This window comes from Streptomyces sp. NPDC003379 (assembly GCF_053589195.1).
This window is the reverse complement of the sequence record NZ_JBSFRK010000057.1, coordinates 22,901-48,083: the sequence shown is the minus strand read 5'-3', so window position 1 is coordinate 48,083 and position 25,183 is coordinate 22,901. Positions and strand designations below refer to the sequence as shown.

At 69.4% G+C, this 25,183-nt stretch carries 28 protein-coding genes; 12 read left to right on the top strand and 16 right to left on the bottom strand.

Annotated elements, in window-relative coordinates:
• The first annotated feature begins 739 nt into the window (after positions 1–739).
• Complete coding sequence (locus ACWDVB_RS35630) at positions 740–3,139, top strand: Helicase associated domain protein (RefSeq protein ID WP_451518799.1); 2,400 nt, start codon at positions 740–742, stop codon at positions 3,137–3,139.
• 49 nt (positions 3,140–3,188) lie between these two features.
• Here ACWDVB_RS35630 and ACWDVB_RS35625 read toward each other — a convergent pair whose 3' ends face one another.
• The 4 genes from ACWDVB_RS35625 to ACWDVB_RS35610 form a co-directional block, all read right to left on the bottom strand.
• Complete coding sequence (locus ACWDVB_RS35625; RefSeq protein ID WP_451518800.1) at positions 3,189–3,761, bottom strand: hypothetical protein; 573 nt, start codon at positions 3,759–3,761, stop codon at positions 3,189–3,191.
• Between the two features lie 85 nt (positions 3,762–3,846).
• Complete coding sequence (locus ACWDVB_RS35620; RefSeq protein WP_451518801.1) at positions 3,847–3,969, bottom strand: hypothetical protein; 123 nt, start codon at positions 3,967–3,969, stop codon at positions 3,847–3,849.
• 74 nt (positions 3,970–4,043) lie between these two features.
• Positions 4,044–4,217 (bottom strand): hypothetical protein, encoded by a 174-nt coding sequence (locus ACWDVB_RS35615; RefSeq protein WP_451518802.1) that lies wholly within the window; start codon positions 4,215–4,217, stop codon positions 4,044–4,046.
• Positions 4,214–5,044: an N-6 DNA methylase gene (locus ACWDVB_RS35610; RefSeq protein ID WP_451518803.1), complete on the bottom strand. Its 831-nt coding sequence runs from the start codon at positions 5,042–5,044 to the stop codon at positions 4,214–4,216. Before ACWDVB_RS35610 ends, ACWDVB_RS35615 begins: the two co-directional genes overlap by 4 nt.
• 742 nt (positions 5,045–5,786) lie before the next feature.
• On the opposite strand from ACWDVB_RS35610, the gene ACWDVB_RS35605 reads away from it, so the two are divergent.
• Positions 5,787–6,710 carry a replication initiation protein gene (locus ACWDVB_RS35605; protein WP_451518804.1) on the top strand — a complete coding sequence of 308 codons (924 nt, stop codon included), beginning with the start codon at positions 5,787–5,789 and terminating at the stop codon, positions 6,708–6,710.
• Positions 6,707–7,018 (top strand): HTH domain-containing protein, encoded by a 312-nt coding sequence (locus tag ACWDVB_RS35600; protein ID WP_451518805.1) that lies wholly within the window; start codon positions 6,707–6,709, stop codon positions 7,016–7,018. The genes ACWDVB_RS35605 and ACWDVB_RS35600 overlap by 4 nt, the downstream gene beginning before the upstream one ends.
• Positions 7,019–7,031: 13 nt before the next feature.
• Here ACWDVB_RS35600 and ACWDVB_RS35595 read toward each other — a convergent pair whose 3' ends face one another.
• The gene (locus ACWDVB_RS35595) at positions 7,032–7,652 is read right to left on the bottom strand and encodes a zinc finger domain-containing protein (RefSeq protein WP_451518806.1); all 621 of its coding nucleotides are present in this window, start codon (positions 7,650–7,652) and stop codon (positions 7,032–7,034) included.
• A 163-nt stretch (positions 7,653–7,815) separates the two neighbouring features.
• On the opposite strand from ACWDVB_RS35595, the gene ACWDVB_RS35590 reads away from it, so the two are divergent.
• The gene (locus tag ACWDVB_RS35590; RefSeq protein WP_451518807.1) at positions 7,816–8,451 is read left to right on the top strand and encodes a hypothetical protein; all 636 of its coding nucleotides are present in this window, start codon (positions 7,816–7,818) and stop codon (positions 8,449–8,451) included.
• Between the two features lie 23 nt (positions 8,452–8,474).
• On the opposite strand, the gene ACWDVB_RS35585 is transcribed toward ACWDVB_RS35590, so the two are convergent.
• From ACWDVB_RS35585 to ACWDVB_RS35565, 5 genes are all read right to left on the bottom strand, one after another.
• Positions 8,475–9,161 carry a hypothetical protein gene (locus ACWDVB_RS35585; RefSeq protein WP_451518808.1) on the bottom strand — a complete coding sequence of 229 codons (687 nt, stop codon included), beginning with the start codon at positions 9,159–9,161 and terminating at the stop codon, positions 8,475–8,477.
• Positions 9,158–9,790: an RNA polymerase sigma factor gene (locus tag ACWDVB_RS35580; RefSeq protein ID WP_451518809.1), complete on the bottom strand. Its 633-nt coding sequence runs from the start codon at positions 9,788–9,790 to the stop codon at positions 9,158–9,160. The genes ACWDVB_RS35585 and ACWDVB_RS35580 overlap by 4 nt, the downstream gene beginning before the upstream one ends.
• Positions 9,791–10,190: 400 nt before the next feature.
• Complete coding sequence (locus ACWDVB_RS35575; RefSeq protein WP_451518810.1) at positions 10,191–10,598, bottom strand: GNAT family N-acetyltransferase; 408 nt, start codon at positions 10,596–10,598, stop codon at positions 10,191–10,193.
• Between the two features lie 324 nt (positions 10,599–10,922).
• Complete coding sequence (locus tag ACWDVB_RS35570; protein WP_451518811.1) at positions 10,923–11,507, bottom strand: hypothetical protein; 585 nt, start codon at positions 11,505–11,507, stop codon at positions 10,923–10,925.
• 107 nt (positions 11,508–11,614) lie between these two features.
• Positions 11,615–12,007, bottom strand: coding sequence for a DUF6415 family natural product biosynthesis protein (locus ACWDVB_RS35565; RefSeq protein WP_451518812.1), 393 nt, complete (start codon positions 12,005–12,007; stop codon positions 11,615–11,617).
• A gap of 182 nt (positions 12,008–12,189) precedes the next feature.
• On the opposite strand from ACWDVB_RS35565, the gene ACWDVB_RS35560 reads away from it, so the two are divergent.
• Positions 12,190–13,245, top strand: a complete 1,056-nt coding sequence (locus ACWDVB_RS35560; RefSeq protein ID WP_451518813.1) for a helix-turn-helix domain-containing protein — start codon at positions 12,190–12,192, stop codon at positions 13,243–13,245.
• 14 nt (positions 13,246–13,259) lie between these two features.
• Positions 13,260–13,832, top strand: coding sequence for an HD domain-containing protein (locus tag ACWDVB_RS35555; protein ID WP_451518814.1), 573 nt, complete (start codon positions 13,260–13,262; stop codon positions 13,830–13,832).
• A gap of 574 nt (positions 13,833–14,406) precedes the next feature.
• On the opposite strand, the gene ACWDVB_RS35550 is transcribed toward ACWDVB_RS35555, so the two are convergent.
• Positions 14,407–14,724 (bottom strand): hypothetical protein, encoded by a 318-nt coding sequence (locus tag ACWDVB_RS35550; RefSeq protein WP_451518815.1) that lies wholly within the window; start codon positions 14,722–14,724, stop codon positions 14,407–14,409.
• 85 nt (positions 14,725–14,809) lie between these two features.
• On the opposite strand from ACWDVB_RS35550, the gene ACWDVB_RS35545 reads away from it, so the two are divergent.
• Both ACWDVB_RS35545 and ACWDVB_RS35540 read left to right on the top strand, forming a co-directional pair.
• Complete coding sequence (locus tag ACWDVB_RS35545) at positions 14,810–15,418, top strand: 2'-5' RNA ligase family protein (protein ID WP_451518816.1); 609 nt, start codon at positions 14,810–14,812, stop codon at positions 15,416–15,418.
• A gap of 621 nt (positions 15,419–16,039) precedes the next feature.
• The gene (locus ACWDVB_RS35540) at positions 16,040–16,264 is read left to right on the top strand and encodes a hypothetical protein (protein WP_451518817.1); all 225 of its coding nucleotides are present in this window, start codon (positions 16,040–16,042) and stop codon (positions 16,262–16,264) included.
• Between the two features lie 238 nt (positions 16,265–16,502).
• Here ACWDVB_RS35540 and ACWDVB_RS35535 read toward each other — a convergent pair whose 3' ends face one another.
• The 3 genes from ACWDVB_RS35535 to ACWDVB_RS35525 are packed head-to-tail and all read right to left on the bottom strand — an operon-like array spanning position 16,503 to position 18,930.
• The gene (locus tag ACWDVB_RS35535) at positions 16,503–17,045 is read right to left on the bottom strand and encodes a flavoprotein (RefSeq protein ID WP_451518818.1); all 543 of its coding nucleotides are present in this window, start codon (positions 17,043–17,045) and stop codon (positions 16,503–16,505) included.
• Entirely contained in the window at positions 17,042–17,617 is a 576-nt protein-coding gene (locus ACWDVB_RS35530; RefSeq protein ID WP_451518819.1) for an N-acetyltransferase family protein, read from the bottom strand. The genes ACWDVB_RS35535 and ACWDVB_RS35530 overlap by 4 nt, the downstream gene beginning before the upstream one ends.
• Positions 17,614–18,930, bottom strand: a complete 1,317-nt coding sequence (locus ACWDVB_RS35525) for a hypothetical protein (RefSeq protein ID WP_451518820.1) — start codon at positions 18,928–18,930, stop codon at positions 17,614–17,616. Before ACWDVB_RS35525 ends, ACWDVB_RS35530 begins: the two co-directional genes overlap by 4 nt.
• Before the next feature lie 192 nt (positions 18,931–19,122).
• Between ACWDVB_RS35525 and ACWDVB_RS35520 the strand changes: the two genes are divergently transcribed.
• The 3 genes from ACWDVB_RS35520 to ACWDVB_RS35510 all read left to right on the top strand — a co-directional run bounded on the left by ACWDVB_RS35520 (position 19,123) and on the right by ACWDVB_RS35510 (position 20,802).
• A complete protein-coding gene (locus ACWDVB_RS35520) occupies positions 19,123–19,620 on the top strand; it encodes a hypothetical protein (RefSeq protein WP_451518821.1) in 498 nt (165 codons plus the stop codon).
• 73 nt (positions 19,621–19,693) lie between these two features.
• Entirely contained in the window at positions 19,694–20,017 is a 324-nt protein-coding gene (locus ACWDVB_RS35515; protein ID WP_451518822.1) for a restriction endonuclease, read from the top strand.
• Between the two features lie 218 nt (positions 20,018–20,235).
• Complete coding sequence (locus tag ACWDVB_RS35510; RefSeq protein WP_451518823.1) at positions 20,236–20,802, top strand: hypothetical protein; 567 nt, start codon at positions 20,236–20,238, stop codon at positions 20,800–20,802.
• A 99-nt stretch (positions 20,803–20,901) separates the two neighbouring features.
• On the opposite strand, the gene ACWDVB_RS35505 is transcribed toward ACWDVB_RS35510, so the two are convergent.
• Positions 20,902–21,732: a hypothetical protein gene (locus tag ACWDVB_RS35505; protein WP_451518824.1), complete on the bottom strand. Its 831-nt coding sequence runs from the start codon at positions 21,730–21,732 to the stop codon at positions 20,902–20,904.
• A gap of 88 nt (positions 21,733–21,820) precedes the next feature.
• Positions 21,821–23,752 (bottom strand): helicase HerA domain-containing protein, encoded by a 1,932-nt coding sequence (locus ACWDVB_RS35500; RefSeq protein ID WP_451518825.1) that lies wholly within the window; start codon positions 23,750–23,752, stop codon positions 21,821–21,823.
• Positions 23,753–24,113: 361 nt separating this feature from the next.
• Between ACWDVB_RS35500 and ACWDVB_RS35495 the strand changes: the two genes are divergently transcribed.
• Complete coding sequence (locus tag ACWDVB_RS35495) at positions 24,114–25,154, top strand: polyprenyl synthetase family protein (protein ID WP_451518826.1); 1,041 nt, start codon at positions 24,114–24,116, stop codon at positions 25,152–25,154.
• Positions 25,155–25,183: the final 29 nt, after the last annotated feature.

Here is a 25,183-nt window from a genome sequence, read left to right as displayed (position 1 = left end):
GCCAACGCCGCCTGAAAAGGCGCCCCGTGGGTCGGGCATATCCCGCTCCGCGGGATATGCCCCGGCAAGCCGGGGCATAGAGCGCGAATTGCGCAAGCGCAATTCGGATTCCGGCGCAAGCGCCAGAATGGAATTCCGCAAGCGGACTTCAAAAGGAAGGGCAATTCGCGCAAGCGCGAATTGTGGGCACCCGCGCAAGCGCGGTTGCCTTGGCTGGCTACGAGGGGAGGTGCATCACGTGCGAGCCTGTGTAGGGCTTGGGGTTACTGGCCACCACCCCCGCAACGGATGTGACGGACCGTCGGGTTGACGGGATGCCGGCCCGACCGCAGTGACGGGCTCCGCTGCGCTCCACCCGAACCCCTCCCCCGCCCTCGAAACCGGCCGCTCACGTTCACCAATACCCCGCCAGCCTACCCTATGAACCGTGCCCGTGGGGCGGGATTCAGCCAAGTATCAGCCTACAGGGGGAAGCTGCCGCAGGGATGATGCATCACGGCTGCTGGCTGTGTAGAGTCTGGGACCAGACACCATCCCCCCGGCCCGCCACTCACCGCGCCGGATTCCATTTCTCGCTGCTCGAAGCATAGGAGAGTGTAAAAGCATGGCGAACGTGAGTTTCTACGGGTCTGGATATTGCGGCGACTGCGACACCACATGGGAATTTGGGCCTGTCGACGACGGAACCATTCTCGAATCCGACCACGAGTGCGCGCCCGAGCAGGACGGCGAGTAAGCCATGGCCGTGAAGCTGCGTGAACACCAGATTGAGGCCATGGCCGCCATCGTGCGCGGCCTCGATATCCCGCCGGGCGGCATTCCCTGGAATGGTCTGCGCGGGCAGGTGCACGCCGCGTGCGGGACAGGAAAGACCATCATCGCGGCAGCATCGGCAAAGCGGATTGTGCCCAAGGGCCGCATTCTCGTGGTGGTGCCGACCCTGGATCTCCTGGCGCAGACCGTGAAGGCGTGGAGCGGGGCCGGGCACAAGGGGCCGGCGGTCATGGTGTGCTCGCCGCTGGACGACCCGGAGCTGTGGCACCTGGGAGTGCGGTCCACGACCAACCCGGTGCAGCTGGCGCTGTGGCACTCGACGGGGCCGGTGACCATCTACGCCACCTACGCGTCGCTGGGCGTGCTGGTGGAGTCGTTCGAGGGCGCCTACGGGCAGAAGCTCGCCCCGGTGGACCTGGCGGTGGTCGATGAGGCGCACAGGACGTCGGGCTCGATGGGTAAGGCGTGGGCGGACATCCACGACCAGACGAAGATCCCGGCGCACCGCCGGCTGTACCTGACGGCGACGCCGCGGATCTGGGAGGAGCGGCTGAACCGCGAGGTCGCCGAGGGAGTGCGTGACCCGCTGCCGCGCGAGATGGCGGCCTCGATGGACGACGAGAAGGTCTTCGGGCCGGTCCTCTACAAGCTCTCGCTGGCGTCGGCGGTGTCGCGGAAGCTGCTGGCGCGGTACCAGATCATCGTCCTGGAGCTCCAGGACCCGGTCGTCACTCCGGACCGGCTGATGGGCGAGGAGCGGCACACCGAGGAGGTCCGCGGGCAGCGCCTGGGGACGCTGCAGGCCGCGCTGCTGCACACGATGGAGCAGCACAACCTCCAGACGTGCATCACTTTCCACCACCGGACCATAGAGGCCGCGGCGTATGCGGAGGGCCTTCAGCGCGTGGCCAAGCGGCTGCACGCCGACCAGCCGGAGAAGTACCCGGCGGAGATCTGGGCGGACTGGCTGTGCGGCGAGCATGTCCCGGAGCGCCGGCGGGAGGTGCTGGGGAAGTTCGGCTCCACCGCCCGGCGGGCGGTGCTCTCGAACTGCCGCGTTCTGGGGGAGGGTGTGGACATCCGGGCCGTGGACTCCGTGGCCCTGCTGGACCCCAAGGGCGCGCCGCACGACATCGTGCAGGCGATCGGCCGGGCGCTGCGTCAGAAGCCCGGACAGGGAAAGCTCGCTTCTCTGATCGTGCCGGTATTCCTCCAGCCCGATGAAAGTCCGGAGGATATGTTCACCTCGGGTTCGTACAAGCCGTTGGTGAAGGTATTGGAGGGTCTGCGGGCTCACGATGAGGAGGCCGTGGAATTGCTGGCGATCCCGCAGGAGCCTCAGAAGGACGTTGCGCAGCCCTCCGAATACATCGGTGCCGCGCCCGGTGATAACGAGGAAGAAACCCGGTTGCTGCTCCGTTTTGCGGCTCCGCGTGATCCGGTGATGGTCGCGAACTGGGTCAGTTTCAACGTGATCGACACGGAGCGGCAGGACTGGGCGCGCGGCTGGGCGAAGCTCAAGGAGTTCACCGAGCGTGAGGGCCATGCCCGGGTTCCGTACGAGCACAGGGAGGGCGCGTTCCCGCTGGGGACCTGGGTCGCGGAGCAGCGCCGGGCGTACGGGGCCGGGCAGATGAACGGCCGGCGCGCGGCGCGGCTGGAGAAGCTGGGCATGGCCTGGTCGGCGGCCGATGCGCGGTTCCAGGAGAACCTGGCGGCGGCCCGGGTGTACTACGCGGAGCACTGGACGCTGTGCGCTCCCCGGTCGGCGGCCGCGCTGGACAAGCCGGTGGGGCAGTGGTTGAGCAATTTGCGCCGTCCCGGTGCGCTGGAGGGGCACCCGGAGTGGGAGGCCGCGCTCCTGGCCGTGGACGAGGACTGGAACCCGTCGTGGCCCACGGAGTGGCAGCGGCACTACGCCGCGCTGCGCGAGCTGGTGCGCGACGAGGAAGGCCCGGCGGAGGTCCTGCCTGGCTTCACCGTGCACGGCATGGACGTCGGCAAGTGGCTGGCCCGGCAGCGGAAGCTCGAAGTGTGGGCGGCTCTGGCCGACGGGCAGCGCGAGCGCCTGGAGGCCGTCGGCGTCACCCCGCTCGCCGCCCCTCCGGCCCCGGTGGAGCCGGACGTGTCCGCCAAGCCGTCCACAGCGCCCGTGAGCGCCTTCGAGAGGGGCGTTGCGGCCCTGGCGCAGTACAAGGCCCGCACGGGCTCTGTGAAGGTCCCCAGGGCCCACGTAGAGCGCCTTGAGGACGGGAGCGAAGTGAAGCTCGGGGTGTTCCTCAGCAACAGCAAGAGTCGCCGGGGCAAGCTGACCGCCGACAAACTCGCCGCGCTGGCCGACCTCGGGCTGGAGTGGGCGGCATAGCCACGGCCGCGTGGCAGTGGGCTGCCCGGACTGCGGGCCCCCAATGCGTTTAGATCTTGCGCTGCGGCACCAATACTCGATCACACATGCGCCATTCGGCGTTCTCTGGGTCCGGAATTCCCGGAGGAATCGACCTCCAAACAGCGCCATCGTCGTCCACCCACAGCAGACCAAGAGCGTGCAGATCGTGCACAGCTGCCAGGGCCTCTTCTTCGTCTAGTTGCTGTGCTTCCATCACTTCAGCAAGAAAGGACGAGGTGCGTACGACCTTGTCCAAGGTGAAGGCAGCACCGGGAACGCCGGAGCGTCCATACGTGTCTGCGTAGCGGATCAACACTTCCAGCATGTGCTCGTTGATCTCGGCTTCACCTGGCTCCATATCGGCGTTCGCCTGCCTGGCGAACTGGCGAGCGCCCGAGGCCCCTAGCCGCTTCACCATGGGCCCGGGCCGGTGCCAGTTGTCGGACTTGTACCAGCTCCCTGGCGGGTTCAGGTCTCGGAGGCAGGGGCGCTTCGGCAACTTCGGCGGCTGGGGCCCGATTCGTTCAGCCGCCGCCTGCCTTCGCCGCGCCTCAGCCTTCGCACGCTGACTCACAACCATCTTCTTCTTCGTTTTCGACACACCCACTAAACGGCAGGGCAGACGGCATGTACTGCTCTGTCATGCGTTCGGCGCACTGACCACCCCGGCCCAGCCCCGGCCGCGGTCACAGACCGCCGTCTCCAGGCGCCCCCGGTCCGTACAGGATGCCTTCGACGACGGCGTGGAAGCCGTTGTCCAGAGCGTAGCGGGCGGTGCGGCGGGGCTGGGGCTGGACCGCAGATGACACGGATGTGGCTACGCACGCGGACAAGCTCCAGTCGCTCGCGGCCGGAGGGGGCGACCTGGGCGTAGCCGGTGTCGTCAGCGGGTGAGAAGTCCTGTCCCGCCCGCTACGAGCCAGGATCCGAGGCCGAGCGTCACAGTGGCCATGGCGGTGATGAGTCTGCTGGGCCGGTTCTGCAAGGTGATCCGTAGCGCGCCGATCCGAATATCCAGGAACGGACGCTCCGCACCGCTCTTTGGTTTCTGGCTCATGTGACCGCCTCTTCGAGGCGGTCACGGATACGTTCGGTGATCTTGGCGACCAGCGGGCCGGTCACAACGATCTCGGGCGCCTCACCCAATTCCCGATACCTTTGCTCCAGTTGCTTGATCGCTTCACCGAGGAAGGCGCCTGAGCCAAGAGCAGGATCGCAGAGGGAGACACCGCCCTGCAGCAGTACCTCGTCACCCATGGCGTCCAGAACGGCTGCCACCGTCTGCTCAACGAGCAGTTGCGGGGTGTAGTACCGCCCGCTCGCCTTGGTGGCTCGCGAGGGGCTTGGCGGTGCCGATGTGGTAGCTGCGGTGCGGACCGTTACCGTCGTCCCGGGCGGTGCGTCTACGGTCACTTCGCCATCCGGACCACTGGTTACCACGACTTGGTCAAGAACGGCCCGTCGTGCGGTGCCTGAGGGGCCGTCGATTCGCTCGACAGCGGCGTCCCCATCTGTCAGCAGGCTGGCGTCCGCGACCTTAACTGGTGTGCCCTGCCCACGCCCCCAACGCACAGGGCTGGGAGTTCCCTCCAAGTGCCGCAGCGTCCGGACGCCGGAGAAGCGCACACGCCACCGGTCGGGGTCGCCCGAGTCCGTGACCGCACGCCACGGTTTCCCCTCCGCGTCAGCGACGACCTTGTGCACCGCGAGGATGACGCCCTGCGCCACCCCGACTACATACTCGACCTCGTCAGGGTCAAACAAGGTCGGCCGCCGTGAACGCGCGTGGAACGGACTCCATTCCCCCAAGATCAATTCATCCTGGGCACGCTCCCCCCTCGCCTGTTGCGCCGCTTTCGCGCTCACGAACAACGCCTTCGGCATGTCCCACCCCGACTCTGATTGATGCCGTCGCCAGAGCAGCCTACACAGCATTAGCTGAGCTTTTTATGTTTTCTCGTAGCTAAGGCGTCTGCGGTCGTTCGCCCCGGTGGCGGCCCGACCGGTCCGTTTTTACGAAGCACGAGCCCAGGGCTCATCTGGCCAGGCTCCACATCAACGCGTCCCTGACCTGCGGTTTGCACCACTCGCCGGGGTGAACACGATGCACACGCAGCCCCGCTGGAGTCGGCGGCGGCGTAAGGCTGACGGGCAGGACTCCGAGGGGCGTTGGGCGACTCGGGGTCCTTCGCTGTCCGGGGCCAGCGGCGTCGATCCCAGGGCCTACACGCACTGAGGTGCGATGCCCGGGGATTCTGAGCTGCGGCATCGCACTGGTGTGCGTGTAGGCCCTGGGATCTTCGAGGTGCTCCCCCGGCGAACTACGGGGCGGCCGGAGCTGGTCAAGGAGTCGGGGGAGGTCGTGGTTCCCGGCAGGGGGAGCTGAACCAGCCGACTTGGCTCCTGACTGACCTTGAATCTGTGGCTCCCTGGGGCAAGCGGTCTTGGGCTTCCCCGGGTGGGGAAGCCCAACCATCTGACTTGGTCTTCGTGGCGTACTTTGAAGACTTCCAGCGGGAACGAGCGGCGCGTGGGCGGGAACCATCTGACTTGGCTTTCGTGACTCACTTTGAATCCTGCGGCGTGTCCGTACCTCCCCGCTCGGCCGGACCGGGATGATCAGCGTATGAGTGTGGAGTTGCCGGTGGCACAGTGGGACGAGTTGTGGCTGCCGTTGCGGCCGTATGCGACGAACCGGCTGCAGGAGGGGATCCGGCGGGAGCGGCGGCCGGTGGCGATGACGCGTCGGTACGTGGAGGCGAACCCGTCGGCGGTGAGCAATCTTCTCGTCGTGGATGTGGACCACTCGGATGCGGTGCTGCGGGCGGTGTCGTCGGTGGGGTCGCATCCGCTGCCCAACGCGGTCGTGGAGAACCCGGTGAATGGGCATGCTCATGCGGTGTGGGCGCTGGCGGAGGCGGTGACGCGGACCGAGTACGCCCGGCGCAAGCCACTGGCCTACGCCGCCGCCGTCACCGAGGGCCTGCGCCGCGCGCTGGAGGGCGATGCGGCGTACTCGGGGCTGATGACGAAGAACCCGCTGTACACGGACTGGAGCACCGAGTGGCTCCACGGCGGACTCCACACGCTCGGCGGCCTGGAGGAGGCGCTGGACGGCCATATGCCGCCTTCGCGCTGGCGTGAGACCAAGCGGTTCCGCACCAACATCACCGGGCTGGGGCGCAACTGCTCGATCTTCGAGACGGCACGGACCTGGGCGTACCGCGAGGTACGCCACCACTTCGGCAGCTCCGACACCCTCCACACCGCCATCCACGCCGAAGTCCGTACCCGCAACGCCGAGTTCACGGAGCCGCTGCCGAAATCTGAAGCCCGCGCGATCGCCAACAGCATCCACCGGTGGATCACGACCAAGTCGAGGATGTGGAAGGACGGCGCAGCTGTCTACGAGGCCACCTTCGTCGCCATCCAGTCCGCCCGCGGCAAGAAGGGCGGCGCCAAGGGCGGGAAGGCTTCCGGGCAAGTACGAGCTGCGCGCCGGGACGAGCGCGCCGCAGCAATGCTGGAGTACATGAGGGGGACGTCGTGACGCAGGAACCCAGCCGTGAGCGCCGTACCGTGACGGCCCGTGAACTTGCGGACCGGTTCGGAGTGTCCCCGCGGACGGTGGTGCGCATGATCGCCGAGGAACGCACGACGTACGAGGGCCGCTCCCGGCAACGACGGGACCAGATCGTCGAGCTGCACCGGCAGGGGCTGAGGGGTTACGAGATCGCGCGCGAGCTGAATGTTTCCGCCGGTCTGGTGTCCATCCGGCTCAAGGAAGCCCGCTCAGCCGGTGTCGACCTCACCCGCTACGCCGCTGCCGGTGAAACCCAGGAGCAGGGCCAGGCGTAGCGAGCCGGCCGGGTCAACCCTCGGCGCGCTCCCTCTGGCTCTTCCGCATCTTGCGGGCCATGTCGACCTGCGTACGGATCACCGTGTCGAACAGGGCCTCCGGATCGCCGTCGGGGCCGGCGCTCGCAGCCAGCAGCGAGGCGACTTGGTGAGCGAGGACAGTGACCACGTCGGCCGTCCCCACCGGGCCGCGGACCTCGATCAGCTTGCGCACGGCGTCGTCGATGCGGTCCATGGCCTCCTCGCCCTGGAGGAACAACCCGAGCCGGTCGGCAAGGAACATGCGGACGACCGCCACACCGTCGGCCAGGGCGGTGTCCACGTTGAAGTCGGCGCGGGCCTTCTCCGACTCCTTGAGCACGGCCGGAATCGTGTACGTCCGCTGCTCCGGGATGAGGCCCTCCTTTCGCCACTTCGCGTACGGGATCGGGCCGACGGCATCACGGCGTGCCCGGTGTTCGTTGGTCGGGCGGCCGCCCTTGGTGCGGCAGGCCTGCCCTGCGGCCGCCTTGCAGGTCGGGCATTCGACACGGCGCATCCACGAGCGCACGAGATCCGTCTCGGCATCGGAGCGGAGGTGCCGTCGCCACTCGCCGCCCCACGGGACGCTCTGCGGTCCGTTCTCCACGCCCATTGGCCCCCCTGGGTCCGGTGGTGTGCGCCGTCTTGCCGTGACGATGACCGTACCGGCGGTGACGCGGTTGATGGGCCCGTACGCCGGTGTGCTCCCGCCTGGCGTTAAGCGCTCGTTGCCCAGGGCGCGCCCGTGACGGAATCCTGGGGCCATGTCACGGGGCATGGGAAAGGTTCAGCGGGCCGTCCTCGCGTATCTGCGCAGTGAGCCCGCCGGGCGCAGCAGGTTCGACGGCGCTCCGAATCTGACCTCGGTCAGCCAGCTCGCCCGCGTCGTCTACGAGGTGACCGAGCCGAGCGACGCGCAGCGTGCTGCGGTGCGGCGGGCCGTGCGCGGCCTCCAGGACCAGGAACTGATCGAGGTCCACCGTCGCGGTGTCGGCCGGACCTACCGCCAGCGCCGGGCCCATCCGCGCCGTACGTACCCGCGCTACGAGTACCACCTCGCGCCGTGCCCCGGGCCGCAGGAGGAGTGCGCCGGCTGCGCGGTAGGCGACGTGGCGCGCTTCGACTTCGACCGCGACGTCGTCGAACTGTTCGTGCACCACTTCGGCGGCCTCATGGAGGCGAACCGGCAGCTGTGGCGCTCCACCCTGCATGGATGGCACTGGTACGCGGTCGAGCAGCCCCGGCCCGACTCGGACTACCGCACGTACGAGGTGGAGGTCACCGAGCTGTGCGCGCGGCGCGCTCTGACCGTCGACGAACACGCCCAGGCCGAACGGCAGGCGCACGCCTTCCTGGCACCGTTCGTCGCCCAGACCCGGGCAGAGCGCGAACTTGAGCTCCCGCGTGGATGAGTGCCAGGCCATGTGCGTGCTGGTCATCCGAGTGGGAGGGGAAGAGGGAGCGAATCCTCGCCATCGTCAGCGAACAGCTTCGTCACGAGGGGCTGAGCGGCCTCCAGGGAGTTGAGGATCTGGCGGCACTGGTGGTCGGCCCAGGACCAATCGCCATCGAACATGCGGTGGGCGTGGGCGTTGCGCAGTTCCGTCCGCATCGTCCGCGTCTCCTCGAAGGCGGCGCTGACCAGCCCGAGGGCCATCTCCTCGTGCATGTTCCGCTCTCGGACGCCCAGGACCAGGGAGCCGAGCATCGTGGCAGCTGTCTCTGCCCGGCCCGGGGCCAGCGGCTGCTCGCTGGACATGGCGCCCATCCAGCGCTGGAGGGACTCGAGGTCATCCGCAATCTTGCAGAGCAGTTCCAGAATCTCGTTGACCAGGTTGTTGAGGTCGATCGTGCAGGACCAGTGCAGCGTGTCTCCCTCCACCTGGACGTCGTGGTGATGAATCGGCTCCACCGGAATGCCGGCGAAGTCGGTGACCGTCCCGTCCGGGCCGAACTTCCAGCTCGCCGCCGGCCGGTCTCCGCGTTCGGGCTTGGTCACCAGGGCGAACAGGGCGGCGCGGCCTGTATCGAGGTCTAGGCGCGCTTCCACGGCGGTCAGTACGGCGTCGTCCGCTACCTCGAGCAGAGCATCGAGTGCGGCATCGCTGTCGAAGTGCGTCATCGTCCGCCTCCGTCGGTCGCGTTCAGCAGGGTCGTCTTCAGCCGGGCGCGGCCGCGGCTCAGGTTCTGCCGAACCGCTTCGTGGGTCATACCGAAGACTTTGCCGATCTCGCTGGTGGTGAAGCCATCCAAGTGCCAGGCCAGCGCCGCGCGTTGCATCGGCGGTAGTTCGGCGAGCGCTTCGTAGACCCGGGCTTCTTCTTCTTTGAGTTCCACCGAGCGCAGCGGGCAGACGCCGCCCGGCAGTTCGGGGAACTCTTGGGTGAGTTCCTCGCGGCGGGCGGGCTGGCGTAGGTAGAGGCGCATGGCGACCATGCGCAGCCAGGCGGCCGGGTGCTCGATGAACTCCCACTTCACGAACGCTGCGGCGAAGGCCGCCTGAGCCGCTTCAGCTGCCTCATGGCCGCCGGCGCCCTGTCGCATCAGGTGCCGGATCAGCTTGGCCATGTGCTGCTCGTAGAACTGGGCGAACTCCACCCGGGCGACGCTGCCATGCCCCTGCGGCTGAGCGACGGGAACGCGTGGCTCTGGCGCAGAGTCGGCGGAGGCATGGCTGGTCGTGTACCTGTGGTGCACCAGAGGCTCCAGCTCCAGCTGGGCGGTCTCCAGATCAATCTCGAAGTCAGCCATGAGCTTCCCCGCCCGCCGCCCCGATCTCTATGCGTACTTCCTCGCCGACCCGGCGCTCGGTAACCACGCTTCCCGGCGGCAGGCCCCGGACGCGCTCGCTGGTGCCCTGCTGGATCACACGGGCCAGCTGAACCTGAGCCCGGCTGCAGATCCATCGGTATAGAAGCCGTCCGCTCAACACGACCCCGAGACCCACTAACCCGATCACTGTCTCTGGCACCCGTCCCCCTCCCTCTTCACGGGGTGCCCGGCGCACCCCGTACATCAAGGGAGTGCAGCGAGGGCCCGCGATCGTGACATCACTCCGAACGTGACGTGCGTCTCATGGAGACGTAGCCGCGCCGGTGCCAGGTCAGGATCGGTGAGGGTGCGTGTGGTCACCGCACGACGGCCTTCTTGTCTAGGGACCCGCGTACGTGTAGCCGAAGCGGTTGTAGAGGGTTGGGCCGGCGGTGTTGTCCGGGCGGACCAGCAGCGAGGCGTAGTCGGGGTCGATGGCCTTGACGAGTTCGGCGTGGAGTCGGGAGCCGATGCCCTGGGACTGGCGGGCCGGTGTGACGGCGAGCTCGCACAGGCCCATGAGTCGGCCCGTGCGGATGTGCTGGGGGATTTCGGAGAGCAGCTCGGGGCCGTACACGTACTCGAGGGTGCACGGGAAGGCGTAGCCGAAGCCGACCATGCTGCCCTGCGCATACGCGGCGATCAGCGTGCGGACAGGCCGTCGGCGGAGGCGCCCGAGGTGTCGACCGGCTCCAGGTGTGGGTTGGACCAGATGTCCGTGATCGTGTCGAGCGGCGACGGCGCTCACCAGTGTCGCTGTGGGATGAGCGCCGCTCGTTCGTGTGGTTGTGGCAGCGGCCGGTGCCGTTGCTCCGCTACCGTGCCGCTATGAGTGAGCCGTTCGCCCAGGGCGAGGATCATCCGGCGTGTGGCATCTGCCCGTCGAAGCGGCTGCCGCGTGAGGCGTTCGTCGTGTACGACCGGCCGTCTTGGGAGTGCCCGTTCGATCCGGCCGACGGCTTTCGGTACACCGCCGACCGGACTCCGGCCTGTGTGCACCCGCACAAGGTGGGGCTGGAGCCGGACCGGACCGCCCCTCCGCCGAAGGAGGTCCCGGCCGCTGAGCCGGAGGCTATGCCGCGGCGGCGGAGAGGATGGCTGCCTTCCTTCCTCGCTCGGTGACACCGATCTGGGCGTAGACCTCGTCGAGGACCTTGCGGCGCCGTTCGGTCTCGTCGGCGTCGATCCAGAACCGTTCGTTCACCGGTCCCCACGCGGCGCGGTACGCCTGGTGGGTGAAGTCGCCCGGGTTCCAGGTGCCGCCGGCGAACCCGTCCTCCATGTCGGTGGCGTGGACGAATCGGCTACCGGTCCGTTCCTGGATGCGGGACAGCACGGTGAACTGAGCGGTGAGAGCGTGTGACATGACGTCGACCGGGACCGGCTGGGCGAGTTCGGCCGCCTTCTCATCCCCGTCGGTCAGCTCGTACATGGCGGCCTTGAGGGCCATGAGGCGGGTGGTCTCGGTGAACAGCGCAGGCGCGTCGGCGACCGCGTCGTAGTCAAGGATGATCGGGTAGCCGTAGAAGTCGTCCCAGTCGCTGCTGTACTTCGCGCAGCTGTCCCACAGGCGGGCCCACTCTTCGTCGGCCTTCCAGGTGGTGAGGATCTGCCGGGCGCGGGCCGCGACGGTCTCGGGCTGGATGAGCGTGCTCACGATGGTGCCCCTCTCGTGTGTCGAGCGGTGCTGCCCGGCCCGGCGGGCCGGGGTAGTGCCGGCGCCGCGTACCCGGGGACCGTGGTCACGCCCGGGTACGCGACGGCTCAGGGGACGGGGACCGGGGAGGTCTCCGTGAGGAGGTCGAGGCGTTCGTACAGGGCGCGTACGAGTCGGGCGCGGCCTTGGACGCAGCGCGCGGCTCCTTCCAGCGGTCCGGACAGGCGGCGCTCGGCTTCCTCGAGGAAGACGTCGGCCAGCGCGCGGGCTTGGTGGTCTGTGGGCAGGCGGGCAGCGGCGCGGCGTACGTCGCCGGCCACTGACCGTGCGGCGCCGGTCAGCAGCAGCGCGATCTGTTCGTAGTCCGCCGTGGCGAGAGCTGGGTCGCCTTTCCAGGCGAGGACCGCCTTCACCAGGCACTGAGGGGCTGCGCGATCGAGGGGGAGCTCCTCTTCGAAGCGTCCCTCGGGGTCGTGCAGGACGGTGTGCGTGTGGCTCATCGGGGCCTCGCTGTGGGGGCGGGTTGGGATGTGCGCGGTCTCGTTCGTCTGGCTTCGACCACAAGGCGAACGTACGGCGGCTGCCGATGCGGTAGGACTGACCGTGAGTACGGGTTTCGGTGCGTAGGGCGACCGGGGAGCAGGCCGGTATGGGCAGGCCGCGACGGACATCAGCAGGTACGGTGACCGGCTTCGTGCTGCGCCTGGCGCGCGAGTCGATCCCGTGCACCCAGGCGGCGATGGCGGAGGTCCTGGGCGTGGACGTGGACACGTTGCAGGGCTGGGAGTCGGGGCGGCGCCCTGTGGCGAACATGAGGGCCGGGGCGCTGCTGGAGCTGCGCCGGCGTCTGCCGGCGCTGGGCGCGGACGCGAGCCTGGTGCGGTGGCTGGAGGCGGCGATGGACGCGGACCGGATCATCGCGGCCGGCCTCGGTGGCGACGTCGGCGGCCCGCACCCGCTGGCCGGGTGGGTCCACACCCGGGACACCGCGCACATGCTCGCCTGGGCGCTGAACGGCAGTGTGCCGCCTGCGCTCGCCGGACGGTTGCCCAAGCCGCGTCGCGGGCCGGTCGCCGCTGCGCCGCAACTGGCGGCCGTGGACCGAGCAGCGTTCTTCGACCACTTGCGGGGCACCACCGAGCACGCGGCGACGCTGGGAGGGCCGGGCGCGCTGCTGCACCGCCAGGCGCTCTATCTCGCTTCCTATGACCACGGGCCGGACGCGGCCGCGTGGACCGCGCACACCCTGCACCGGCGGCGCGATGTCCTTGCCCGACGTGGCTGGTCACCGCACTGGGCAGAGGCCCGCTCCACCGCCACGGCGCTCGCCCGGCTCGGAGACCCGCAGCCGCTGCTCGACTTCATCGACCGCGCCCTGGCCGACGACGACACCGCGGAGGCCGCGAACCTCAACTACTGGGCGTTGTGGCTGGGGGCGCTGCCCGTGCCGCAGCCCGACGACACCTTCATGCGCGACCGCGACCTCACCGGCTGGGATCCCGTCACCCTGCTGCGCGGCCTGGCGCGCGGGCTGCACCTGGCGCCCGGCTACGCCGACCTGTACGCGCACTCGCTGTGGGCGCTGCTGACGGCGTTCCCGTGGCTGTCCCAGGCCGCCGGACCGATCGCCGCTCCGCTGCGCGAGCGGACCGGCCTCCTCCTGGACGGGGCAGCCCTGACGGCGAGATCACGGTGCGAACTGGCCCATGTCCACTACGTTTTCGATCACAACTGCTGACACCGGAGGACCGCATGGCCGATGACACCACCAGGGGCACCGCGAGCTTCATCTCCGAGATGGGCGTGCTCAAGCGCGTCGCACGAACCGGCTGGTGGTTCACCGGCAACAAGGCCCCCGAATCCGTCGCCGAACACTCCTTCCGCGTCGGAGTGATCGGCTCAGTGCTCGCCATGATGGAAGGCGCCGATCCCGCCCGGGTCGCGCTGATGTGCCTGTTCCACGACTCCCAGGAGACCCGGATCGGGGACATCCCGCACATCGGCCGCAAGTACCTGCGCGCGGCGCCGAACGGCGAGGTGACCGCCGACCAGGTCGCCAACGCCCACCCGGCCGTCCGCACCGGCGTGCAGAGCGCGGTCGACGAGTATGAGGCCGGCGAAACCCCGGAGGCGATCGTCGCCCGCGACGCGGACAAACTGGAGTGCCTGGTGCAGGCAGTCGAGTACCAGGAGCAGGGCTACAGCCTCACCCAGAACTGGATCGACACCAGCCTCGCCTCGCTCAAGACCCCGTCCGCGAAGGCCCTCGCGGACGCCGCGCTGAGCATGAACTCGCTGGAGTGGCAGAAGAACTTCCTGCCCTGACAGTGCCAGGCCACGGGGAGATACCGATCCCCCGGGGCCCGTGGTGTATCCGCCTCGGGGTCAGACCTTCCCGGCCACCGTGGCGTGATCTTGGGTATGGGTGAGGCACGCCCGACGCCTGATCAGAGACCACAAGCGCCTGCCCGAGAGCTCCAAGGCGATGATTCGCAGCGATCAGGCTGATGACCCGGCGTCTCACCCGCCAGCCCGTCCACCCCACCGCAGCACGTCCACGGCCAGGCGAAGCACTCAAGGCGGCCTGACTGGTTCGTTCCTACAAAGCAGAAGCCCGGGGCTCATCTGGCCAAACTCCGCATCAACGCGACCCTGACCTGCGGCTTGCACCACTCATCAGCCGGGATGAACACGATGCACACGCAGCCCCTCTACACGTGACACGCCTGCGGCGGATAGTGCGGCACACCCCGTTCAGGATCGGGTCTGCCATGCGATCCGAGGCTGTGACCGCAGGTCGCACGTCCAACGTTGCCCGCACCCGCTCAACCTCCACCCATACCGGCCCAACGCGCCTCTCGGCAGACCCGTCACCGGGCTGGGTTTGAAATCAGGCTCTTTACGCCGGAGGAAGCCCTGCGTTGATGATCTCCAGTGCCTCGCGTCGGGCCACCGGGTCGTCGATGATCGCCAGCGCATAGTCGGCAAGCTGCCGGAAGAGCACCGTTGCGATCACCGGCGGCAGGTCCTGCTCCTGCCGGTACTCCTCGAACGCCAGGCTCAGGGCGACGGCGACACCCGTACTGCTCAGCTGCTGGCCGGCCTTGTGCAGAAGCTTCGACTGGAACTGATCCACTATGTGCGGATCATCGTCAACAGCCCTGAGCCGACGGGCCAGTTCGGCTCGGTCAGGGAGGGCGACTGTGACGGAGGACATGCCCCAGAGCGTACCCTGGCGCGCTTCCTTCCCGGCTTTGGCCGCCAACCGCCCCGCCTTCGTCTGAGAGGACCCTCAAAGCACCGTGGAGACCTTCTTCAGCCCTGCCCGTCGGTCCGTCTGGGCCGCCGGCCCCTACCTGCATTTCCTCGTGCTGCTGAACCGCCACGACAACTACCGCGCCTACGCGCGTGCTCACCGCGACCTCTTCAGCGGCTTCAGTGAACTGGGGGTGGTTCCCGAGGAATGGCTTCACTGCACAGTCCAGGGGCTCTACCACCCGACGACTGCCGAGCAGAGCGAGCAGCTCATCAACGCCACCCGCCGCGAACTCGTGGGAATGCGCGCATTCACCGTTCAGATGGGCCCGACCTGGCCAGGTGTCACGGCCGTGACCGTGGCCATGTACCCGGAGGCCGGCGTGGCCGAGCTCAACAGGCGTGTCCGGGCCGCGGCCGAGTCGGTGCCTGGCATCGAACTGCGCCCGGCGCCAGCGAAGATGTGGGCTCATTCGACGTTGGCCTACGTCAAGGACGGCGACTTCGACGACCGCCCCCTGAACCGAGGACTTCGCTCCCTCCGCCCCGAGCGGGTCGACGTCACCATCGATCGTTTCTACCTCGTCAGCCAACACCAGCGCCCCGACCTGGGCTACTACACGTGGGACGTGATCGAAGAGTTCCCACTCTGCTAGGTGTTGCGCCTCATGCCCGTTTACGCCGTCATGACCACCGCCACGGACCCACCAGGAGTCCGCCACGCGGCGGTGCCGTGGCCGGCCTCGCGCGCGTTGAAGCGTGCGCGGCCCGAGCGTGCGGCGGCCGACCATGGGGGCGGGCCGCGGTTCGGCGGTCGCGGCGGTGAGGCGTTCGACGGCGAGCTGGACGCGCAGCGCGGGCTGCGGTCAGCAGGGCCGGGCGGCGAAGGAGCCTGCCAGGGCGCCTCATCACTGACGGACGGACGGGAAAACCTGCACGTCACAGCACGTGGTCAAGGGGTCCAAGGCGCGCCGACTACTTCCCTGGGGGACCCCTGTGGGCAGTACCGGCCCGGTCCGCCGGGTCCCAGCGCTTGGCCCGGGTCCGGGGCAGCGCCGCCTCCAGGGGCACTGCCTGGTGCAACGTGTGCCGCAGCGCTCAGCGCAGCAGGTGCGACCGGTCGTGGCGCGAGGCACCGAGGCTCCCCTTCGGTCTGGCCTCACGCGAGGTGGTGCAGGTGGACGTGCTTTCCTCGGTGCGTGCTCACGCGGGCTGTGAGCGGCTCATGCAGCCTCGTAATCTCGTTCCGTTCACATGTCAAAGACAGGGGGCGCTCAATGGCGAAGCCGGTACGTGCAGCACTGGGGGACGTCTGGCTGACCTGCCAAGTTTGTCAGGGAGACATGTTCCGAGAGCGGAGTGTCTTGCTCAACAGCACCGGTATGGAGTTCTTCAAGGTGGCCTGGGCCGACGAGAGCGCTACGGGACTGATCTGCTGGCGGTGTGGCTACGTGCATCTCTTCGTCAATAAGGACATCAAGCTCTATCGGGCGGACAAATAGCGAAGTTGACGGGCAGGATTCCCGGGCGCGTTGAGCGACCCGGGATCTCTCGCTGCTCCGGGCCAGCAGCATCGCGCCCCAGGGCCTACACGCACCTCTGTGCGATGCCGTAGGTCCTAAGCAGCGGCATCGCACTGGAGTGTGTAGGCCCTGGGGTCCCGGGTTGTTCCCCGTGGGCTATGTGGCGGCTGCGGGTTCCCAGGAGGGATTCCGGGGCCGGTGCTACCTCGAGCGGGGGTCAGGCGGGGAGTGTGTCGATGGCGGCCTGCCACGGGTAGGCGTCGAGGTCGCCGTGCTTGGGCTTGTGCGGCACGAATCCGCCCTCCCCGAGCAGCACGGTGACGCCCGCTTCACGCAGGAAGGCGATGTGGCCGGCCACGGCGGGGTGTGCGGCCTGGGCGTCGTTGAAGTGGGGCAGGGCGGTGATCGGCAGGCCGAGGCCGATGCCCTCGGTGATGAGGCCGAGGGCGAGGGTGTCGCTGATCGCGGTGGCCCATTTCGCGAGCGTGTTGTTGGTGAGCGGGGCCACGAGGATCGCGTCCGGGGCGGGCAGGACGTCCGGCTGGGAGGGCAGCTTGTACTGCCAGCGGACCGGGTGTCCGGTCAGCTCCGTCAGGGCCTCGATCTCGCCTTCGGCGTCCTCGTTGAGCCATCGGTACGCGGACGGCGTGAGGATCACGCACACGTCCCAACCGGCCGCCTGGGCGGCGCGGACGGGTACGTGGAGGCGTCGGGTGGGCGGGGCGGCGCAGGCGATGAGGTACAGGGTGCGTGTGGTCACTGTGTGGTGGCCTCGCGGTCGACTTGGAGGAGGAGAAGGTCATAGACCGGGCCGCCGGGTTCGTTGCGATAAGGGCCCGCGTACTTGTACCCGAGGCGCTCATACAGGGTGCGCCCGGCGGTGTTGTCCGGGCGGACCAGGAGCGAGGCGTAGTCGGGGTTGATGGCCTTGAGGAGCTCTGTGTGGAGGCGGGAGCCGATGCCCTGGGACTGGCGGGCGGGGGTGACGGCGAGCTCGCACAGGCCCATGAGGCGGCCCGCGCAGATGTGCTCGGGGATCTCGGGCAGCAGCTCGAGGCCGTACCAGTACTCGGGGGTGCACGGGAAGGCGTAGCCGAAGCCGACCATGGTGCCGTGCGCGTACGCCGCGACCAGGGTGAAGCCCTCGTGCTTGAGATGGCCGGTGATCTGGCGGCGCAGTGCGGGGGCTGTCAGGCCGTCGGTGGAGGCGCCTGGGTTGTTGACGAGTTCAAGGTGGGCGTCGGCCCAGAGATCGGCGATCGTGTCGAGCATCGGCGGGATGTGGCCGGGGCCGTAGGTGCGGATCACGACGTCGGTGCGGGTGGTGCTCACGCCCGTCCTCCTCCAGTGGCGGTGGTGGTGCGGTACTCCTCGATCCAGTCGGCGACCGCGGGAACACGGCTGTGCCGCTGGAGTGCGCCCGCGACGTTGTGCAGGGACTGCAGCAGGCGGTCGGAGCGCACTTCGGGGAGGAACGCGAGGGCCCGGCCCGCGGCCTCGGCGGCAGCCTCTGGCTCGGGACGGTCCCTTACCGCATGTTGGATGGCCACGTCGGCCGTGTACAGGGCGCGGTTGCGGGCGAAGGCGTGGCCGTGCAGGAGGACGGCCTGCTCAGCGCCGGCGGCGGCGCGCTCGTGCTGGCCGAGGTCGGCGCGGGCGAGGCTTTCCAGGCCCGCGAGTTCGCCGGGTGCGTAGAAGGAGAGCCAGGGCGGGTCGGCATCTGCAGGGCCCTTGGCGTAGAGGGTGTGGGCGCGGACGATCGCCTTGTCCGCGGCGCCGGCGTCGCCCATCAGCGCCCAGCCGCCGGCCTCGCGCATGTGGAACAGGGAGAGCAGTCGCGGGGAGCCGAGGTGGCGGGCGACGGTCTGTGCGCCCTGCGCGGCGGAGATCGCCTCACGGGGGCGACCGGATGCTTTGGCCAGCAGGGAGAGGCAGCCGAAGGCGTGCGCCTCCAGCTCGGGATCGTCGGCGATCCTCGCGGCCGCGAGGGCCTCGCCGTACAGCGAGTGCGCATCCCCGGCGCGGCCGGAGTCGTAGAAGAGCCACCCGGCGGCGATCGACAGGGCGCCGGTCGCCGAGCGCAGCTTCGACTCGGTGCGGCTGGTGTGCGTCCCCGACTGCAGCCACTGGTAGGCGGTGTGCAGCGCCTCGGACGCGGCTTGGCGCAACGGCGCCGAGCCGTGGTCGTGGTCCTTGGCGTACAGCTTGACCACGGCCGCCTTGACGGCACGCACCTCGCTGGCGCCGATCTTGCCCGGCGCCTGCCCCTTACCGAGGGGCAGAGCCAGGATCGTGCCCGTGCCGTCGAACAGGAAGGCGCGTCGGTACACCGAATCCTCCTCCTGGAGCCCGTGCGGTGGGGCGGCGGGCAGTACGGGCAGTGCTGGTGTGGGCAGGCTGAAGCCGAGGTCGGCCATGCTGCGCCCGGTCATCGTGGTCAGGATGCGCTGATACACGGCGCGGGGACAGCCGACATTTCCGTCTTCCCAGTCCGCGATCAGCCGTGATCCGCAGGCGACGTTCTCGCCCATCGCCTTGCCCGTCTCGTTGACCTTCTTGGCGAACTCGCCGCGGCTCATCTGGAATTCGAGTTCGCGGGCAGCCCGCAGCCGGGTGTTGGGGATGGGCTTGCGGTGGTCGGCCATACCGGCTCCGGGTCCGCGCGACGGACGGGTGCGGCGACCGTACCGCTCCCCTGGTTCTCCTGCCCCGGCCTTGGCCTCAGTTCACCCCGCAGGTCCGACTTGCATCGTTCTTTCATCGGTTGGCCGTCGCACCCGGCTGCGCGCTGCTGCTTGCGTGGACAGTGACGTGACGACTGATCAGGGGAGAGCGCCGTGGCGAATTCATCCGCCGGCCCAACGGTGAAGAGCGAGAAGAAAACCCCGGCGCCCACGTGGCACGAGCTGGCCGAGCCCACCGCCGAGAAACATGCACGGTGGGAGCGCGCCAGGGACCGCACCCAGTGGGTGGCCTGCGGAGACTTGTGGGACGCGGTGTCCATCACCCCGATGGACACCGGCCTGGCGGCGCTCACCGCACTGCGCGCCGGAACCTGCCGCGGCTATCCCGTGCTCGCCGACCATCTGCGGGACGTGCTGTATGTGCTGGTGGCGGCTGGCACCGGCAGCTCCTGCGTCGGCGTGCCCGGCGTCCGCGTGCTCTCCAGGGGGCACCAGCTGCTCATCCCCTCGAGCGAGTTCGACGGCACGGCGGTGGCCCACTGGGTCAGTTCCCCGCGCGAACAGCCGCCCGCCCTCGTCGGCGCCGACCAGCTCGCGGCCCACCTGCACAGGCTCGCCGAGCCCGCACACGACAAGGCGGCCACCCCATGAGCTACACCGTGCTCCACGCCCCGGGGGGCCAGTCCGAGGGAGAGCTGCGCTGGATCGCACCACCCACGAGCGGTTGGTCAGGGCTGTCCTGGCGTGGTCCGACCCGCAGGCGCTGCAGCCCGACGACTACGCACAGGTCGGTTTCCTGCTCGCGGGGGCGGCGCACGCGGTCGCGGACGATGTACGCGAGCGGGCCGAGCGTCTCCCCCAGGACGACGGTCGGCGGCTGTTCGCCGAGATCGTGCTGGGTGAGGCCGAGGGCCGTCTCTCCCAGCCATGCCGGACGCTGCGCCGGGTCCAGAATCGGGGCAGGCTGCTGCGCGCACTGTATGAGCGGCTGGACCGGCTCCAAGACACCGCTCCTGTTGCGGAGGCGACCGCCACGGCCTCTCCCTGATCGTCGGCCGGTGCTGCCTCCCCCGTCGGCACCGGCCGACCGCAACGAAGCTCGCGGCGGCCGCTGTGCACCAGTGGCCGCCGAGAGCTTCTCCTTCAAGCCGCTCCCGGCCGATGAGGCCGCATCACCCCGGCAGCCGTGACGGTGTCTGGGCTGTACGGGTGACCAGGGGCCGCAACTGCGGTGCCGGAAGGCGCAATCCCCCTACCGTGCGGGCCATGGAACACACCCCGATGCCCGAGCCGATGCGCCGCGCCGTCTACCAGCTCACGTCCGAGGCCGTCGAGCGTTGCCAGGAGGTCATGAGCTACGCCGGTTCGGACGTCGCCCGGGACTGGAAGCGGATGACGCTGTACCGGGCCACGGACGCGGCGGACACCATGAACTGCGTGGCCATGCTGATCGCCGCGTACTGCGAGGACGTCGGCGTGAACCCGGAGACGCTGCGGGGCTACCTCCAGCTCAGCCAGCAGCAGGACCGCGCGAACGGCCCCCAGGACCACGACCGGGCGCACCTGGACGGACTGCTGGGCAAGGAGGCACCCGCGGGCAGTGACGAGATCGGGGCGGTGCGGACGATGTACGGGCGGGGGCAGCGCCAGGCGGAGCAGGCGCAGCAGCCCGAGGACGCCCCGGAGGTGTTGTTCACGATGGCGTGTCTGCACGGGCTGCGGGCCAGGCTCTGCGACGACCTCAGCTCGCTGGACCGCTTCCCGCCGGAGGTGGCCGCGATGGCCCGGAAAGTCGCTGAGGCGCTCGAAGTGCCGGAGCTGGCGACGACGTAACGGCGGAGTCGCGCAGTCGTTGGACAGCGCGACTCCAGGAGTCGGGCCCCGGGGATGTCATGGCCGCGCCCCCGGGCCCGTGGTGTGTCCGCCTCCAGATCAGTTCTTCCTGGCCGCCGTGGCGGCGGCCCAGTCGGCGGCTTCGGTGTCGGTCAGGAGCAGGACCTGCGTCGGGTGGGCGGTGGTGCCCTGGACGACGTGGACGCGGCCGGGGCGGGTGCTGCTCTTCGGGGCGGGGTGGATCTGCGGGGCGAGGCGGCCCCAGGTGCGGGTGGTGACCCGTCCCAGGATCACGGTGGAGAACTGCTCGCGGGCGAAGGCGCCCAGCGGGGTGGTGTCGAGCGGGCCTCCGAGGAGGACGTGCATGCGGGCCGCGCGGCCCGCGAAGAGGAGCCCGTGGAGGGCGTCGAGGGCCGGGGAGGTCTTCGGGTCGTTCGCCTGGCGGACCTTGTCCCAGTAGCGGGTCAGCTGCCTCAGCGTGTGGTGGGCGACCTCGAGCAGCACCGTCAGACGCGGCAGGTCATCGCAGTCGCCGTGCTGGTCGCCGTGGGCGATGCGGCGCTGCAGTTCGGTCCGGAGGCCGACCAGGGCGTCGTGGATGGCCTCGATGTCGCGGCAGTAGGTGACGTTGTCGATGCCAGAGGCCCACGTCTGGGAGATCCGCTTGGAGTCGAGGACCACGGTGTGCGCGCCGTGGTGCAGGAGCTGGGCGGCCAGGGTGCGCAGGACGGTCGAGGTGCCGCCGCCGGTGGCGGAGCAGACCAGGACGTGCGGCGATTCGGTGTCCCAGTCGATGCTGACCGGCTGCCCGTCGGCTCCAAGGCCGATGAGGGCCTGGGAGGCCGGTATCGCCGCCAGGTGCTCGCGCAGGCCCGGGTCGGTGAGGCGCAGCAGCTTCGGGAGGGTGCTCTTGTTCTTGTTCCACTGCATGGTGCGGTGTTCCTTTTCTGTGCTGGTCCTGGTGAACCGGGTGTTCTCCAGGGGGTGGATCGTGTCGGCTGAAGCGGACAGGGCCCGGTCAGTCGAGGTCGGTGGTGCCGGTGGCGGCACGGGGCCGGTTGCGGGCCCACTTCTTGAGGTCGCCGACGCGGTAGAGGAGTTCGGCGCCGCGCTTGCCTGCCGGGGCGGGGAAGGCCGGGTCGTTGGCGCGAGCGAAGCGCAGCGCGGCCAGGGTGATGCCGGGCAGGTGGTGTTCGGCGGCCTCGCGGAGCCCCACCACCTGATCGTCATCGACGGGGGCCGAGGTCGCCGGCGGCGTCGCCGTGGCGTTGGACGCGAGCTCGCCGGGCGCGGCGGCCGGGGCCGGGGCGGAGTGCAGGGCGTCGGTGGGCCGGTCCCCGCCCGCGAGTTGCTCGGGGACGGGCGGGAGGCCGGGGACAGTGGCGGGCCCGGCGTCGGCGAGGGAGTCGGTGGGCGGCTTGTGCAGCTGCACCGGGACGGGCCTGTCGGCGGCCGCGGCCTTCTTGCCGGTGGTGGCCCACTCGCGGGCTTCGGCCTCGGTGAAGAACAGGATCTGCGTCTCCCGCGCGGAGCCGCCGCTGACGACCTGGGCGCGGCCTCGGTGTTTGGTGGACTTCGGCGCGGGGTGGACCTCCGGGGCGAGCATCCTCCATGCGTTGACGCTGTATTTGGCGAGGATGCGGGTGGAGAACTGCTCGCGGACCTCCGGGCCACCGAGGGCGCGGGCGGTGGCGGACTGCGCGACCAGGAGGACGTGCATGCGCAGCTGGCGGCCCATGTAGAGGATCTCGTTGAGCGCGTCGACGGCCGGAGAGACCTTCGGGTCGCCGGACTCGCGGGTCTTCTCCCAGTAGCGGGCGAGCTGCTTCATCGTCGCGTTGACCTCTTCGAGGAGGATCAAGATGCGCGGGCCGATGGCCTTGGGGTCGGCGTCGATGCCCAGGTCGTCGGCGACGCGGGTTCGGCGCCGGCCTTCCATGCCCAGGGCGATGAGCTGGTCGTGGATGTCGGCGATGTCGCGGCAGTACGTGACCCCGGGCAGCCCGGACGCCCACGGGTGGGAGATCCGCTTGGTGTCGAGGACGAACACGCGGCTGCCGTGGTGGAGCATCTGGCAGGCGATGCACCGCAGGGTCACCGACTTGCCGCCGCCCGTGGAGGCGTTGACCAGGATGTGCGGGGACTCGGCGTCCAGGTCGACGGTGACGATCCGCCCTGCGGAGCCAATCCCGATGACGGGCGCGGACTCCTTGGCGGCGGCCACGATCTCGCGGACCTTGGGGTCCTTGAAGGCCGCCTTGGCCGGGGGCTTGCGGGTCTTCTTCACCGTCACGTACGTCTCGCGGCCCGCCAGGTGCCAGGAGAAGGTGACACCCTCCAGGGCGAGCTTGGTGGTGATGATGTCGACGACCAGGTCCTTGGAGAAGTCCAGGCGTCCCGGCACGTCCACGCGGATCACCGCGTCGTCCTCGCTGAAGTTGCGCGGGATGTGGAGGTAGCGGCGCGGGTCGGTCTGCTCCGGCAGGCGCAGCGGCAGCGCGAGGGCTTCGTGCAGCGGGAGCACCCACTCCCGCATCAGTTCCCGGCGCTTGCGGGTCAGCGTGAGGTAGGCGGCGGTCCCCACGGCCGCGGTCGACGCCGCGGCGATCCCGGTCTGCTCCAGCGCGGCGATCGCGGGATCGGGGTCGGCCCATATCTGCTGGGCGGTGGCGACGGTGGCGTCCTGGTGGACCCACCCGGCCTGGTAGCCGCCCGCCCCGGCGGCGGCCAGCGCGCTGATACGGAAGGTCAGGCGCTTCCACCCGGCCCGGTAGGAGGACCGCGAGACGCGGCCTTCGACCTTCGGCAGGACCCTGGTGCCCGAGCGCCAGAACGTCGCGTCGGTCCGCTTCACCCCGTCCATCGGCCGGCCGGCCAGGAACCGGCCGATGCCGAACACGAGGGACTCGGCGGTCTCCTCCACTTGCTTGTCGAACTTCGTCTGTGCCATCGGCCGTGCCCTTTCGGTGTGCGTCCCGGCACCTCACACCCGGAAGCGGACACGAACCGTAAAGCCGCTTGCCTGTGGATAGAACGCGGCGAAAAGTGGGCCCTGACCTGCGATCTGTGGATGTGACGACGCATCTCAGTTGGCAAGTCAGCACGTTGGTTGGCAAATGTCGCCCTTGTGGGTTTGTGGTTACTTTCCGGAGCGATGTGGTGTGATCGTCTGCGGTCGGTGTCGAGGTTCAAGCCAAGGCGCGATTTGCGCTCTATCGCCGCAGCGGCGCGGCCCCGTCAATGGAAGCTGTTGTCGTCGTGGTCTGTCGTACCGGGCGGACTGTCGTACTGCCTACTGGCGGGAGTATGGGATGACGGCGGAGCCCTTGATGCGCCCGGTTCGTGAGGTGGGGCAGGTGTTGTCCGATGCTGTCTCGGTGACCGGTCCGGGTTTGCGGGAGGCGGTGAGCCGGTTGCCGGAGCGGGTGCGGCGCCCGGTGGGGGTGCACTTGGGGTGGTGGGACAGTTCCGGCAGGCCGCTGCAGGGGCGGGCAGGGAAGATGATGCGGCCTGCGCTTGCCCTGCTGGCGTGTGAGGCAGTCGGTGGCGAGACTGCGGCGGGTGTACCGGCGGCTGTGGCGGTGGAGCTGGTGCACAACGCCTCGTTGCTGCATGACGACCTCATCGACGGGGACCGGCTGCGGCGGGGCAGGCCGGCGGTGTGGTCCGAGATGGGAACCGCAGCCGCGGTGCTGGCCGGAGACGCGCTGTTCTTCCTCGCCGTGCAGGTTCTCGACCAGGGCCCACCCTCGCTGCGAGCCACTGAGGCGAGGGAACTGACCGGGGCTGAGCAGGAACTGATTGAGGGTGAGTACGCCGACATCCAGATGGAGAACACGGTCGGGCCCTCTGTTGAGGAGGTTCAGGCGACGGCGGCGGGCAAGACCGGCGCCCTGGTAGCCGCCGCGTGCGCGCTGGGGGCACTGGCTGGCGGTGGGGACGAACATCGGGTCACTCACCTGCGGGCGTTCGGAGCCCATCTGGGTGCGGCCTTCCAACTCGTCGATGACCTGCTTGGTATCTGGGGCGACCCCCGGCGCACCGGCAAGCCGGTCGGCTCCGATCTGGCCGCTCGCAAGAAGTCCCTCCCCGTGGCGGCCGCGCTGGGCGCCGACGGGCCGGCCGCGCACCAACTGCGCGAGCTGTACGCAGGCCCAGGCCCCTTGTCGCCCGCTGAGCAGGAACTGGCGGCCCGTCTGGTGGAGCAGGCCGGGGGACGCGCCTGGGCGAAGAAGGAGGGCGAACGGCACACCAGGCTGGCCCTCGAGCGCCTGCACGCCGCCGGTCCCGAGCCGGTTGCCGGGGCGGAACTCGTCGCCTTGGCCCGCCTGTTTACCGCCCGTGATCACTGAGGACTTGCAGCAGACCGGAACAGGACCCC

Bases quoted from the DNA above. Each gene is read 5' to 3' on its own strand.
- ACWDVB_RS35630 (WP_451518799.1), top strand. From the start codon at position 740: ATGGCCGTGAAGCTGCGTGAACACCAGATTGAGGCCATGGCCGCCATC.
- ACWDVB_RS35615 (WP_451518802.1), bottom strand. From the start codon at position 4,217: ATGAGCCAGAAACCAAAGAGCGGTGCGGAGCGTCCGTTCCTGGATATT.
- ACWDVB_RS35610 (WP_451518803.1), bottom strand. From the start codon at position 5,044: ATGCCGAAGGCGTTGTTCGTGAGCGCGAAAGCGGCGCAACAGGCGAGG.
- ACWDVB_RS35605 (WP_451518804.1), top strand. From the start codon at position 5,787: ATGAGTGTGGAGTTGCCGGTGGCACAGTGGGACGAGTTGTGGCTGCCG.
- ACWDVB_RS35595 (WP_451518806.1), bottom strand. From the start codon at position 7,652: ATGGGCGTGGAGAACGGACCGCAGAGCGTCCCGTGGGGCGGCGAGTGG.
- ACWDVB_RS35590 (WP_451518807.1), top strand. From the start codon at position 7,816: ATGGGAAAGGTTCAGCGGGCCGTCCTCGCGTATCTGCGCAGTGAGCCC.
- ACWDVB_RS35585 (WP_451518808.1), bottom strand. From the start codon at position 9,161: ATGACGCACTTCGACAGCGATGCCGCACTCGATGCTCTGCTCGAGGTA.
- ACWDVB_RS35580 (WP_451518809.1), bottom strand. From the start codon at position 9,790: ATGGCTGACTTCGAGATTGATCTGGAGACCGCCCAGCTGGAGCTGGAG.
- ACWDVB_RS35565 (WP_451518812.1), bottom strand. From the start codon at position 12,007: ATGAGCCACACGCACACCGTCCTGCACGACCCCGAGGGACGCTTCGAA.
- ACWDVB_RS35555 (WP_451518814.1), top strand. From the start codon at position 13,260: ATGGCCGATGACACCACCAGGGGCACCGCGAGCTTCATCTCCGAGATG.
- ACWDVB_RS35550 (WP_451518815.1), bottom strand. From the start codon at position 14,724: ATGTCCTCCGTCACAGTCGCCCTCCCTGACCGAGCCGAACTGGCCCGT.
- ACWDVB_RS35540 (WP_451518817.1), top strand. From the start codon at position 16,040: ATGGCGAAGCCGGTACGTGCAGCACTGGGGGACGTCTGGCTGACCTGC.
- ACWDVB_RS35525 (WP_451518820.1), bottom strand. From the start codon at position 18,930: ATGGCCGACCACCGCAAGCCCATCCCCAACACCCGGCTGCGGGCTGCC.
- ACWDVB_RS35510 (WP_451518823.1), top strand. From the start codon at position 20,236: ATGGAACACACCCCGATGCCCGAGCCGATGCGCCGCGCCGTCTACCAG.
- ACWDVB_RS35505 (WP_451518824.1), bottom strand. From the start codon at position 21,732: ATGCAGTGGAACAAGAACAAGAGCACCCTCCCGAAGCTGCTGCGCCTC.
- ACWDVB_RS35500 (WP_451518825.1), bottom strand. From the start codon at position 23,752: ATGGCACAGACGAAGTTCGACAAGCAAGTGGAGGAGACCGCCGAGTCC.
- ACWDVB_RS35495 (WP_451518826.1), top strand. From the start codon at position 24,114: ATGACGGCGGAGCCCTTGATGCGCCCGGTTCGTGAGGTGGGGCAGGTG.